The sequence below is a fragment of the Pseudomonas sp. UBA6699 genome (genome assembly GCF_002454615.1).
GTDB classification, from domain to species: Bacteria; Pseudomonadota; Gammaproteobacteria; order Pseudomonadales; family Pseudomonadaceae; genus Aquipseudomonas; species Aquipseudomonas juntendi.
In genome coordinates, this window is record NZ_DKJF01000123.1 from 1 (window position 1) to 12627 (window position 12627).

Sequence of the window (12627 nt, forward strand, 5' to 3'; positions counted from 1 at the left end):
GGTGAAGGTGTAGTCGCGCTGTACCTGTCGCGAGGTTCTGACGTGCTCGCTGTAGCGCAAGCGCCATAGGCAAGGCCTGGCCTGATCGCCGCCACTGTCGGACTGATACAGCACGGTGTCGGGGTCGATAACGTCTTCGCCGTCGAAGAAGCTTTCGTCACCGTTGTCGGTCTTGAGCGCCCCATGGCTGATCAGCCCGAGGGATAGCAGCTGGTCCGTGATGATCAGCTTATGCAGGGTTTCACTGTGCTCGAAGCGATAGACAAAGCCCTCTTCAGCCGCCAGGCGGGCGATGAAGGCAAGGTCGGTCTCGCCCGCTTGCACGCAGAACTCGCGCACGTGGTGATCCCTGATCGCGCGAAGCTCGTATTGAACGATGCCTTGACGTTTGAGCATCAGCTCAAGAATCTGCGGGACGGTCTTTTGCTGAAAGATGCGCCAGTTCGAGCGCAGTCCGGCGCGGGCCAGGATGGGTTCGACCAATGCGTTGTAGTAGGTACGGTAGAAGCCGCTTTCGCCCTGGCTGAATCGGCTGACCAGGCCGTGCACGTAACGCACCGGACCTTTGCCATCCCAGATCGTGAACACGATGGGTTTATCCAGCAGTTGGCCGAAATCGATGTCGGGTTCGAAGCTGATCAATTCCAGTTCGAGGGTGAAGGGCGTGCTGATCGCTTCCTTGAGTTCGAACGACACCACTTCAAATTCGGCATTGCCAACGAGTGGCTCGAAGGTGTACCGCAAATCAGATTGGCTGGCCATGAAAAATCCTTCCGCCGTCTGAGAGTTCAAAAACCCCTGGCAGGGCATGCCTGCCAGGAGTGTTCAGCCGGGTTAGACGATCGGTTTACGCCAGTCGTCGGAGCCTTCGGTGCCTGCGGTGACGTGGGTCCAGGAGATCTTGCGGTATGACATCGACACCTCGATCAACTGGGTGAAGTCAGCGTTCTCCTTGTTTTGTGCATGAGGCAGGGTGGTGTTGATGTCGACGATGGTGGCGTCCTCCAGCTTGGTGGTGAAGAAGTGCTCTTGCTTGCCCTCCACGGAAGTGCGATACCAGTTGACTTCAACGGTCGGCAGCATTTCGCCGCTGGCCAGCGCCTGATACATCAGCGGTGTCGCCTTGTTCAGTGAGCTGGTGAAGGCGAACGGTTTGTGTACGCGTTGGCCGGCCGGCTGGCCGCTTTGCGGGTCGGTAGGTACGGTTACCCGGTGTTTGATTTCCTGTACCAGGATCTCGTCTTCGTGGCCTTCGACAAACACGTTGCCGACCGAATCGGAGGTGAAGGCGCCCGCGGTGATGTTGCCTTGGGTCTGGCCCTCGATCTTGATGTAAGCGGGTGTTGGCATGGCAGTTTCTCCTGCGTCCATGTGGATAAGCACGTGCACAAAGGGCAGCGTGGCCATCGAAATCGATGGGCTTTTTCAACGAGGTAAATGCCCCGTCAATTCGTTGAATTCGGGTGTGCCGCCTGTTTACTGCTGCAAGATGCCGTTGAGCGACTGCAGCACCTCATTGGTGATCAGGTGCAGGCGGTAGCTGTAGATGCCGTAGGCTGTAGCCATCGCAATGGCGGAAATCACCAAGGGGCTCCACCAGGGCCATTGCCGGTTCATGCGGAAGTTGCGCGGGGCGACGTTGGTGTAGGGGTCGCAGACCGTTGTCGGCGTAGGTCCACGCAGCTCACGGATGATTACGTGGAGTTGGTGAATGAGGGTCTTCATTGTTTCTTCGCCCTTTGGTGCCAATGCATACTTGCCCTTCAGGCCCAGGCACAGGATGAAGTACATGAACTCCAGTACGTCCTGGTACCGCTGGGGTTCTTGCATCAGGCGCGAGATCACGGTGAAGATCTTTTCGCCGCCAAAGGTTTCGCTGTGGTAGATGCTGAGCAGGGGCTCCTGGCTCCAGAGGCTTGCTTGGCCCCAGGGCCTCTCCATCACGGCTTCATCGATGAACAGGCACAGGCCATAGGAATAGGCCAGAAGTTGGGTGGCCTCGTAGCCATGCTGACGCAGCTCTTGCTGAATATTTTCGATCTGGTTGCGCACCTGCCGGTGCACCTGTTCGAGGTTGGGCAGTGTATCGAGCGTGCGGATGCGCATGACCAAGCCGAGCAAAGGGGCGGCGGCGTCCAGCATCACGTTGCTGTAGCCGCCCCGCAGTTGGAAATCCGGATCGGCTGGGTAGCCTTCACCCGCCGGATCGGGTTCTGGCGTGGGTGTCGAGCATCCTGCCCCCTTTGTGCCTGAAGTGTTTTCAAGCATCCAGCGCAGCTGCTCGACTTTCGCAGGTGCGCTGCCATCGCCCGGGTGGTCGTTCGCGTGCATTTCACTCACTCCTGATTGCCCAGAACTGCAACTCGAGCCCGGGGAATTCCCCGGCGATATGAATCCCGAAACCGTTGGCCGTGTTCATGCAGGCCCAGGCCGGGTCGCGGCGGTCGAGCCCGAAATAGCTGAAGCCCGCGTGGAAGGGCAGCTCGCGCGGCGCCACCGGCAGCGGTTGTAGCGCAATACCGGGCAGTTGCTTGTGCACCAGGTCATTCAAGGTTTCCAGGGACGTGACCTTGGCCTTCTGCATGAACAGTTGGCGCAAGGTCGGCGGCGGCATGTCTGCACCCACGGCGAGGATGAAGTCCGCGTTATCGATCAGGCGGCGGTCTTCGAGCGTCGTCGTCATTACCCCGTAATCCAGCGCGTTCAGCGGTAGGGAGACCGCCCGCGGCTGCAGGACCGTACCCAGGGCGCGGCGCAACGTGTCCTGCAGGGGTTTGAACGACGCACGCAATGCGCTGTGCTGGTAAGCGGGGTACTCGGCAGGCAGCCGGCTTTCGTCGGTGAAGGTCACGAACTCGCCGCACGCCTGGCTCATGTGCAGGTACAGCTGCTCAGGGTGTGTCTGCCCCTGCCTGGCCAAGTGCTGGAAGCACGGCCACCAGCGGTTCATGGCTTGCAACAGGTTGAAGTCGCGGATATCGGCGATGCCGGATTGGCCAGCAGCACCGATTCGGCTGGCCAGGTTGCGTGAGCGCTCGCGCAGGGTGTTGGTGATTTCTTCGAGGTAACGCTGCAGTGCGGGCACAGCCCGTACCGAGACGCTGGTCGGGTAGAACCCTTCGTCGAGTTGCAGGCTGCCATCGGGTCGCCGCTCCAGGATACGTGCCAGTGCCAGGCGGGTGTAGGCGCTGCTGTCGTCAGCCTTGCGCTTGAGTTGCAGGTTGGGCACTGCCAGATCGACCTGGGCCAGGTCGCCATCGGCGCTGTGGGTGTCCTTGATTTCCTGGGGCTGAGCGCTGTAGCGGAAATTGGCGGCGTTGTCGGGCCAACTCACCTCTCGACCGCCCTCGGTGCGCAGCGGCAGGCACAGGTAAACCTCGCTGTCCTTTGCGCCGTGGTCGTCGATTTCCAGCGGCGGCGGCGGCGGCAGGTCTGCCGGAATGTCGAACACCGTACCGTCCGGCATGATGCCGCGGGCGCGGGTGATCGCGACCTTGCCCAGGCTCAGGTATTCCTCGTTCAGTTGCAGCTCGCTGAAGCCATAGAAGGCCGCGTTCAGGCTGGCCAGACGTTGGTGCTGGGCTGCTTCAGCGGCGCGGGTAGCCTGCTGGAAATGCTGCGGTTTGACGAACAGGCCTTCAGGCCACAGGACGGGATTACGTGAACTCATGAGCGCTCCGTGTCAGCGTGAGTGAGCGAGAAGGGCAGGGTTGCAGGCGCCATCAGTCTTGCTCCTTGAGCAAAACCTGCGTGTCATTGAGCAACACCGACAGGATGATCTGGTGGCCCCGCGGTGGAATGCGCAGTACCTGGTTCCAGGTGGCATCGTCCTGGTTGCGGTAATCGGCGATCACGGCAACGAAGCGGGTCTCGGGCTCGATGGCGGTAAAGGGAATGAACTTGAACTGCCCAGGGTGCAGCAGGTAATCGTCATCGCGAATGTAGGTACTGCGCAGCGCCTTGGCGGGGTCTTTGTCCAGCAGCTCATAAAGGCTGTTGCGCAGCAATGAGTCGTCGCGCAGTTGCAGGATCTTGATAGCCATGGGCGTAGCCACCGCTTCGGTGGCCGGCGTGGTGCTGCGCGGTAAGCTCAGCACCATGTTCGCGTCTTCGTAGCGGCCGGGTGTGCTGTGCTCGAAGGGCGAGCGAAGCGGGAGATCGGCCTCCTCCTCTGGTAACTCGACAGGCGAGGCGGCCGGGTACTGCTCCTGCAGAAACTCGAACAGGGTGCCGACCTTCTCGGCCAGGGCGTAGGGGTCGCCCGCGCTCAAAGTGACTGCGTAGGGGCTGGGGGCCAGGCTGCTTTCTTGCTCGGCCAGCACGTCCACACTGCTGGGGTTGCTGTTGAGTGTGGGGCTGGCGTTGATGCTGAAAGCAATTTCGGTAGGGTGATCCTTGGGCGGCCCGACGGGTATCGAAGGGTTCAGCGCCACTTGGCCCATTTTGCCCAGGGCGGTGCAGCCCGAGAGCCCGATCAGGGTTGCCAGAAGCCCGGCCACCAGTGAATGACGCGTCATGGGTGTTCTCCTGCAACCAGGCGGTCCAGCGGGTCCTGCGCCGTGGCTTGCGTCACCGCGTCCAGTGCTGCCAAGGGATCGTTGCCCATACCTTGGGCGAATACCGAGCAAATCTCGGCGACCGGGGCCGTTGCGGGCTGGGCAGGCCAACGCTCTGCAGGTGCATCCAGGATGAATTGGTCGAGCACCCGTGAGTCGGGGTTGAATAACGCTTCCAGCGAACGGGCATCCGCTGGCGACAGCTGGACCAACAGCCGATAAGCGCCGACCCGAAGCCGGTCGCCCTCAAGCAGCCGCCTGGCTGACCGCGTGCCCAGGCTGCCCAGGTTGTCGTTCAGGTAGGTGCGCCCGCAGCGGTCGATGACGCAGAAGCTACCTTCCAGCCAGCGGATCTCGCAGTGGATCGGTGCCACGCTCTGTGCACCGTCATTGATCAGCCACGCGGCCCCTACGCTGCCGATGGTGCCGCCTGCGCGATCGAATGTGTGCCGGGCCGTGACGTTGTGCTGCAACTGGTCGAGGTTGGTTATGTTCAAGGTCAATGTGCTCATGAGCGCCCCCGAAAGCGCACCACGGGGCTGATCTGGCCATGGCGGTCATCGGTGAAGCTGGTCCAGCCCAGGTGGGCGCCCTGGCTCGGGTGCAGGCAGAAGGGCGACAGCGCGTTCTGCTGCAGCCGCAATTCCAGGTCGTAGGCCAACCCATCGCGCAGCAGGAAGTCGATCAAGGCGCGCAAGCGATTGAAGTTGATGCCGCTGGGCAGCAAGCCACGCAGTTGGGTTTGGTCCAGCTCGCTGATCACGATGGTGAACTTGCTGCTGCGCGTTCGCGTGCGGCTGCCGACCAGGAACGAAGTGCCCAGCTCGCCGTTGCTGCAGCCGAGGCTTACCAGTTGCCGGGTTGTCGTAGGCACCGAGCGGGTCTCGAACTCCCTGATGTGCACCTGTTTCAGGTCGAAGCAGTGGGCGATGATGCCCGCGACGGTGCCCGGTGCGCGGCTGCGGCTGGCGATGACACCGGCGAAGCTGAGCAGTCGGCTCCACGGCAACGGCGTGTCGCCGCGCAGTTGTTTGTCATTCAACCCCAGCAGGGCAAAGATGTACTGGGAGAAGCCATCGCTGGCACCTGGCTGGAAGCGAATGTAGTAGCGGTACTTGCGCCACACGCGGTGCAGCAGGCTGAGCAGGTAGTGGTTGAAGAAGTCGAAAAAGGCCGGCCGCATACCGATACCCTGCGCATGCTCGTAGGCCACCTGCTCCAGGTAGTAGGCAGGCAAGGGTGAGTCAGTGCCATGCAGGCCCATGAAGGTGGCGCACACGCGGTAGCGGTCTTCTGCCCCGGGCATGCGTTCGGCTTTGTACACGTCGGAAACCGGAAACGTCAGCCGTGGGTCACAGGCCAGCCGCACGCGCAGCCGGGTGGCCTGGTCCGGCCAGCGCGGTTCCAGGTCATCCCCATGCAAGCCGTGCAGGCGCTCCAGCAATTGGTAGAAGTTGTACTGGTGTGCCTCGGCGAGCAGCCTGTCGGCTAGATCAGCGGTTGTTTGCCGGTCTGGATGGGCCATGTGTAGTGCTCGTTGTTGGTGATGTTGATCACTTCCAGTTGATGGAAGGAATTGATGCTGGCGTACAGGGCGAAGAAGTGCGCCAGCACGCAGCCGAACAGGTACAGGTCGCCTTCGCACAGGAAGGCGGCCTGGTCCAGCTTCAGCCGTGTGCGTAGCCCGCGAATGGGCTGGCCCTTGATCAGCCAATCCAGAGGCTCGGTCTGAACATCGCGAATGCCTTCCAGGCGCTTGTGGGTCGTGCGTGTCTGCTGCAGGTCGTGCAAGGCCACGAAGTCATAGGCACGAATCACCGCCTTCAGCGGCTCGGCAGACAGCAGCGACAGATAGTTGAGCGACATGTTGGAAACCAGCGCCCACTGCAACTGGCCATCCAGCACTGGTCGGTAGGGGCGGGTGGGTTTGCAGATGTTGGTGTAGGTGGTCAGCGCCGGCGTGGCTTCGGAAATCACATCGATGTCGTCAACGCCCAGCGCCAGGGGCAGATCGCGGTTGGTGCAGGTCAGGTCGATGGACGCCGTTTCCAGCTCACCGGTGTAAGCGTTGGCATCGGCACGCACGAAGGCGATGCGATGTGTGACGCCCTCGCCGCGCAAGGACTCCTCGAGGGTATAGCGGTAGTACAACGCCGTGCGCCCTTGAGCATGCTCGATCTCATGGGCGAACGATTCGAACGGGCGGAACGTGCGTAGGTGTTCGCCGGTGCTGCCGTCTGTTGTGGTGCGGGTGCTGACCACCTTGTCGACACTGAAAATCTCATACGCATGCCGTTCTTTCCCTCTGGGGGTCAGCTCGGCAGGGGCCTGCCGGTTGGAGAGGTCGATAGGTTCGGCGCTGTAGCTGAACAGGTTGACCGCCGGCGTGCAGAACAGGCGCAAATCCGCCATGCCGATACGCACCGAGGCAGGGAGCTGGCGGGTGAAGTGAAGTTCGATGCCCACCTGCCGAGTCGCTTGATCGGGCCAGACTTTCTGCAGTGCGCTAACGCTGAAGAAGTGGAAGCGCTTCGCGAAAACGAAGTATTCCTGCAGGATCCGATAGCCATCGAAGACGTTCTGCGGATACGGCAGCAGCCCTTCGTTCGCGCTGAAGCCCGGAAAGATGATGCTGCTGGCCGGCAACCGGTGCACTTGGCCATCGATCGTTACCGCGACATGCTTGAGGTATTGAGCAAGCCACAGGTAGAGCGTGCGGGCTGTTTTGTCATCACCGCTCAAGTGGAAATCCAGGCTGTCGCAGCCGAGGGTGTTCAAGGGGCGCTCGACCAGGGTGCGCAGTTCGATGCGTGCTACCGAACTGTCGAGCGTCTGGGTAGCGCTGACCGATTGGATCTCGAACGGGTGGATGTCCACGGCCGTGCACGTACGAAATACACAAGGCACGCCATCCACGGGCCTGGAGAACAACGGTGAGCCCTTGGGAATGCAGTGTGATTGGCTGAGCGCTTGCTTGAGTGGCGTGAACTGGATGATCGTGGCGCTTGGCAGGGGCCGCAAGTAATTGGGCCACAGCAACTGCAGCATGGGGTGCGTCAGCTCTGGCAGGTCATCCTCCAGCTTGAGGCGCAACTTGGCGGTGAGGAAGGCAAAAGCCTCCATCAGCCGTTCGACGTCCGGGTCGCTGCCACCTTTGCCCAGCAGCCGGGCAAGTTGTGGGTTGTCGGTAGCGAAGTCGTTGCCCAGTTCATGCAGGTAACGCAACTCTTCGCTGAATCGATCCTTGAGTGACATCGGTCACCTCACTCGGGTATGGCGGCTATGGCCGTTGACCAGCAGCTCCAGTTGCAGCTGCTCGTGGTGGTTGTTGACCTGCACCTGGCAGTCCAGCCTGAAATGCAGCTCCAGCGGGGCGTGACACGCGGGCATGGCCTTGAGCGCGCGCACGTGCACGCGCGGCTCGAAGCGCTGAATGGTGCGGCGTATGTCGGCACTCACTTGCTTCAACAGGTCGCCACTGCTTGTGGCATGCCCGTTGAAGTCATGCAGGCCCAGTTCAGGGCTGCTTTGTGAGCAGCCCTGACGTGCATTGAGTAGCGTTTCCACGTGGCGCTTGATGGCGGCAATCTTTTCGGCAGCGTTTTCTTGCCGGGAAGGCGTGCGGGTAACAGACGGGTCCGTCACCAAGCGATTGAAAAAACCACTCATTCGGTATCAAGCCGGCCAACCAGCGAGATCTCGAAATTTGCGCCCATGTATTTGAAGTGCGGGCGCACGGCGAGCGAGACCTGGTACCAGCCCGGATCCCCGGCAACGTCCGAAACCACGACCTTCGCGGCCCGCAATGGGCGACGGCTGCGCACATCGGCCGAAGGGTTTTCCTGGTCGGCGACGTACTGCCTGATCCATTTGTTCAGCTCGGACTCAAGATCGCGGCGTTCCTTCCAGCTGCCGATCTGCTCGCGCTGCAGCACCTTGATGTAATGGGCCAGGCGATTGACGATGAACAAGTAGGGCAGTTGCGTGCCCAGCTTGTAGTTGGTTTGGGCCTGCAGGCCTTCCGGCGTCTTGGGGAACTGCTTCGGTTTCTGGACCGAATTGGCCGAGAAGAACGCGGCGTTGTCGCTGTCCTTGCGCATGGTCAAGGCGATGAAGCCTTCTTCGGCCAGCTCGAATTCCTTGCGGTCGGATATCAGCACCTCGGTTGGAATTTTCGCTTGCAGTTGCCCCAGCGCCTCATACAGATGCACGGGCAGGTCCTCGACGGCGCCACCGGACTGCGGGCCAATGATGTTCGGGCACCACCGGTAGCGGGCAAAGCTGTCGTTGATGCAGCTGGCCAGCAGGAAAGCGGAGTTGCCCCACAGGTAGTTGTCGTGTCGCCCGTCGATGTTTTCCTCGTAGTTGAAGGTTTTGATCGGCTGTTCCTGAGGGTGGTAGGCCGAGCGGAGCATGAAACGTGGCCCGGTCAGCGCAACGTGTCGAGCGTCTTCGCTTTCGCGGAAGGCGCGCCACTTGGCATGCCGTGGCCCTGCGAAGATGTCTTTGATCTCCTTCAGGTTGGGCAGCTCTTCAAAGCTGCTCAAATTGAAGAAATCGGGTGCGGGGGCGGCAAGGAAGGGGGCGTGCGCCATGGCACCGACAGACGCCATGTAACTCAACAGTTTGATGTCTGTGGCAGCGGGGCCGAAGTGGTAGTTGCCCAACATGGCCGCTACCGGCTCACCACCGAATTGCCCATAACCTGCGGTGTAAACGTGTTTGTACATACCGCTGCAGGTAATATCGGCCGCATTCTCAAAGTCATCGAGCAGGTCGTCTTTGCTGACATGCAATACTTCAAGCTTGATGTTCTCGCGGAAGTCTGTGCGGTCGACCAGCAGTTTGAGGCTGCGCCATGAAGATTCAAGTTCCTGGAATGCCGGTTGATGGAGGATGGTATCCATCTGCCGGCTGAGCACCCGGTCCAGCTCTGCAATCATCTGATCGACGCGGTGTTTGTTGATGAGTTGATCTGGATCATTGCTTTTGAGTATTTCGGCAATAAAGGCCGATACACCTTGGCGAGCAACTTGATAGCCCTCTTGTGCGGGCACCAGTTTGGTTTCGGCCATGATCTGGTCGAGCAACGTGGCGTTGCTCAATGCTTCGCCCGACCGTTCAGCGGCGAGGGGAGTGCTGGTTGATTTTGCCATGGGACGCTCCGTTGTCTCAGTCTTCTTTTGGCGCCTCAAGCACCAGGTTCAACTCTTCGGCGAGTTGCTTGCGGGCCTGCTCGTTGCTCAGCAGGTGCTGCAGTTGCTTGCGGAACGCGGGCACGTTGCCCAGTGGGCCTTTCAGCGCCACCAGCGCTTCGCGAAGCTCCAGCAGCTTGCTCAGCTCCGGTACCTGGCGGGCGATACCGTCTGGTGCGAAGTCATTGAGCGACCTGAACTGCAGATGAACCGCCAGCTCCGCGTCGGCAGCCGTGGTGAGCATGGAGGGCACCGACATGGCCAGTCTGACGTCGGCGTCATTCAACACATTGTTGAAGGTGTGTTTATCGATGCGCATGACCGTTCGGTCTTCCAGCGCGCGGGCGTCATCCAGGCCGAAATCGCCCATCACCAGCATCTTGTGCGGCAGCTCTACTTCGGCCTGTTCATCACCTGTGGCGGGCACGTATCGGATGTTGATTCGTTCTTTGGGTGCAACCGATCCTGTGGGCTTTGCCATCGCAGAATCTCTCCTTGGTTTGTGTGGGAAGTCCCTGATAGTTGTTCGCGAGTTCTGATTTAGTTTGTAGGAAATTTCCTTCAGACTTGATTACGATATAAACAAGAGCGGGGCAGTCATTGCCTCTTGCGTAAAAACCTTGCGCCTGAAATTGTTATTCAGTCGAGGGTCAAAGTGTAAAAAAATATTTGTTTGTATTTGCGATTTTTTATGAGCTAGTCTCTTGCCACTCGCGGGTAAGAGTGCTCGTGATTGCGTTTAAATATCAGCGGAGCTGGTACAGGGCATATGTACTATCGAGAGGGAATTTAATTGCGATGCCTGGCGAAACATACCTCTGGCGCAGGTCTTTTTCTGATAATCAATTGCATGCCACTGCCAGTGCATGCCGATCAGAATTGCTCGCGCATCGTATCCAACGTTGAGCGCCTGGCCTGTTTCGATCAATCCGCCGGAACACCTGTGCACCGCGTGGCCGCGCAGTGGTCGGCACCGGAGCAGGACTCACCCACGGTGCGTCGGGTGCTGGCCTATGAAACAGGCCGAAATCCCGACGATTTGACGTTCCGGCTCACGCGTGAAGACGAGGGGCTGACGATTTCTGCACCCGCAATCGCTTCGGCTGCACCGCACCCCTACCTGGTAATCAGCTGTTTGCAGAACATCTCGCGGTTGCAACTGATCGCCGCACACCCCGTGGATGCCAGCCGGCTGACGGTGCGCTTGCAGGGGGAGCGTGGCGCCACCGCCGCAACCCCCTGGCAGGTGACGGAGAACGGTCAGGTGCTCGATGCCGGCCGCGGCCTGCCCGGAATCGAACAGATCAGGCAGCTGATCGGGGCCCGGCGCATCCAGGTGCACAGCGAAAACCCTGCCGTTGGCGGGTTGGTCTTCGACGCTCAGGGGCTTGACCGGCTTATCGGCGAGGTGCGCAAGGCATGTCGCTGGTAGCCGAGGTCAATGCACAGGAAATCGCCCGGTTGCTCACAGCCATCGACGCGCAAGCACCGGCCGGCCTGTTCGATGTGGAGGATGAGACCTACCAGGCCATCGACCAGGAAATGGTCAAGCTGGGTGGCCTGCAGGAGGCCACTATCGATTGGGTGTACATCGAGGAAGCGTCGCGCCAGTACCTGGAGCAACAGTGCAAGCATCTGCGCATCGTGGCACACCTGAGTGCCGCATGGCTTCGCAGTGCTTGTTGGGAACGCTGGGCGCTCACGTTGACCTTGCTGGCCGGCATGGTCGAGCGCTACTGGGAGACGGCTTATCCCAAGCCAGGGCCCAAGGGTTACCTGGGTAAGCGCAAGCTGGTTGGCTTGGTGCTCAACCGCTTGAACGAAGCCCTGCCGCGCCTGGACCGTTTCACCTATAGCCCTGCGCATGCGGCCGGGGCGCAACAGGCGCTGCTGCGGCTGCAACAGCTGCAAGCCGTGGCCCTGCTGGACGACGCCATGCTCGATGATATGGCGCGGCTGCTACGCAAGCACTCGGAACGGGCGAGTGGCGCAGGCGAGCCTGCTGCGGCCAGGGCTTCGGCGCCCGTCATCAAGCCCGCGCCACTGGCCGAAGTCATCGCCACACCCATGCCCCGCGTGTCGCTAGGCAACGAGCGTGAATCACGAAGGGCGGTGCTGAGCATGGCTGAGCTGATCAACCAGCAGGACCCCTACGACCCAGCGGGGTATCAGTTGCGTCGCTTCGGCTTGTGGGCTCACATCCAGGCCGCGCCTCAGGCGGGGCAAGGTCACCGCACCGAGCTGATGGCGGTGCCGCTGGAGATCGCCGGCGATTATGAAGAGGCCATTGCCGGCAGCGTATTCGACGCGGCGCTGCTGCAGCGGATCGAAAAAAGCGTGTCGGCTTGCCCCTTCTGGATGCGCGGCAGCTTGCTTGCGGCCACCACCGCCACACGGTTGGCAATGCCTGAGGTGGCCGAAGCCATCCGCGCAGCGACTGCCCGGTTCGTCCAGCGTATCCCCGCCCTGCAGCAGTTGTGCTTCAGCGACGGCACGGCGTTTCTGGACGACCAGTGCATGGCCTGGCTCAAAGGCGCAGGCCAGCAACCGCAAGCTGAAACGGCGCAAGAGTTCGTGGGCCTGCGCGAAGAACTTGTCAGCCAGTTGGAAAGCGGTGGGGTAGAGCCGGTTTTGCTCAGGCTCCAGGCCATGCAGGCAGATATTCGCGCGCCGCGTGAGCGCTGCCACACCACCGTGATCGCGGCCGGTCTGCTGGCCGCGCGCGGCGTCTCGTGGCTGGCCCAGGACCTGTGCGCCAGCGTTGCCCGAACCATGCAGCAAACCATGGCCAGTGCCTGGGAGCCGGAGGTGTTCAAACGCCTGCAACAGCATGCCGCGCCTGATGCGTTGGCCGATCAGAACAAGGACTAGGACCC

General features: G+C 61.0%; 13 protein-coding genes. 2 read left to right on the forward strand and 11 right to left on the reverse strand.

What is annotated here, in order from left to right; all coding sequences use genetic code 11:
• The 11 genes from B3361_RS22365 to tssB form a co-directional block, all read right to left on the reverse strand.
• The coding region (locus B3361_RS22365) for a type VI secretion system Vgr family protein (protein WP_286777909.1) at window positions 1-762 on the reverse strand (762 nt) is incomplete at its 3' end.
• A gap of 72 nt (window positions 763-834) precedes the next feature.
• Window positions 835-1350 carry an Hcp family type VI secretion system effector gene (locus tag B3361_RS22370; RefSeq protein WP_054905717.1) on the reverse strand — a complete coding sequence of 172 codons (516 nt, stop codon included), beginning with the start codon at window positions 1348-1350 and terminating at the stop codon, window positions 835-837.
• Window positions 1351-1476: 126 nt separating this feature from the next.
• Window positions 1477-2268, reverse strand: coding sequence for a type IVB secretion system protein IcmH/DotU (gene icmH / locus B3361_RS22375; protein ID WP_225624760.1), 792 nt, complete (start codon window positions 2266-2268; stop codon window positions 1477-1479).
• A gap of 64 nt (window positions 2269-2332) precedes the next feature.
• On the reverse strand, window positions 2333-3670 hold the full coding sequence (tssK, locus tag B3361_RS22380; RefSeq protein ID WP_054905715.1) for a type VI secretion system baseplate subunit TssK: 1338 nt from the start codon (window positions 3668-3670) through the stop codon (window positions 2333-2335).
• Between the two features lie 52 nt (window positions 3671-3722).
• Complete coding sequence (gene tssJ / locus B3361_RS22385) at window positions 3723-4517, reverse strand: type VI secretion system lipoprotein TssJ (RefSeq protein WP_054905714.1); 795 nt, start codon at window positions 4515-4517, stop codon at window positions 3723-3725.
• Window positions 4514-5068 carry an FHA domain-containing protein gene (locus B3361_RS22390; RefSeq protein ID WP_054905713.1) on the reverse strand — a complete coding sequence of 185 codons (555 nt, stop codon included), beginning with the start codon at window positions 5066-5068 and terminating at the stop codon, window positions 4514-4516. Before B3361_RS22390 ends, tssJ begins: the two co-directional genes overlap by 4 nt.
• Window positions 5065-6081: a type VI secretion system baseplate subunit TssG gene (gene tssG, locus B3361_RS22395; RefSeq protein WP_054905712.1), complete on the reverse strand. Its 1017-nt coding sequence runs from the start codon at window positions 6079-6081 to the stop codon at window positions 5065-5067. Before tssG ends, B3361_RS22390 begins: the two co-directional genes overlap by 4 nt.
• A complete protein-coding gene (tssF, locus tag B3361_RS22400; RefSeq protein WP_054905711.1) occupies window positions 6045-7811 on the reverse strand; it encodes a type VI secretion system baseplate subunit TssF in 1767 nt (588 codons plus the stop codon). Before tssF ends, tssG begins: the two co-directional genes overlap by 37 nt.
• A gap of 3 nt (window positions 7812-7814) precedes the next feature.
• A complete protein-coding gene (gene tssE, locus B3361_RS22405) occupies window positions 7815-8225 on the reverse strand; it encodes a type VI secretion system baseplate subunit TssE (RefSeq protein ID WP_054905710.1) in 411 nt (136 codons plus the stop codon).
• Window positions 8222-9712 carry a type VI secretion system contractile sheath large subunit gene (tssC, locus tag B3361_RS22410; RefSeq protein WP_054905709.1) on the reverse strand — a complete coding sequence of 497 codons (1491 nt, stop codon included), beginning with the start codon at window positions 9710-9712 and terminating at the stop codon, window positions 8222-8224. Before tssC ends, tssE begins: the two co-directional genes overlap by 4 nt.
• Before the next feature lie 16 nt (window positions 9713-9728).
• Window positions 9729-10232, reverse strand: a complete 504-nt coding sequence (gene tssB / locus B3361_RS22415; protein WP_009686347.1) for a type VI secretion system contractile sheath small subunit — start codon at window positions 10230-10232, stop codon at window positions 9729-9731.
• A gap of 369 nt (window positions 10233-10601) precedes the next feature.
• Here tssB and vasI point away from each other — a divergent pair, with 369 nt between their 5' ends.
• Entirely contained in the window at window positions 10602-11183 is a 582-nt protein-coding gene (gene vasI, locus B3361_RS22420) for a type VI secretion system-associated protein VasI (protein WP_082414713.1), read from the forward strand.
• Window positions 11171-12622, forward strand: coding sequence for a type VI secretion system protein TssA (gene tssA, locus B3361_RS22425; protein WP_054905708.1), 1452 nt, complete (start codon window positions 11171-11173; stop codon window positions 12620-12622). The genes vasI and tssA overlap by 13 nt, the downstream gene beginning before the upstream one ends.
• Window positions 12623-12627 lie beyond the last annotated feature (5 nt).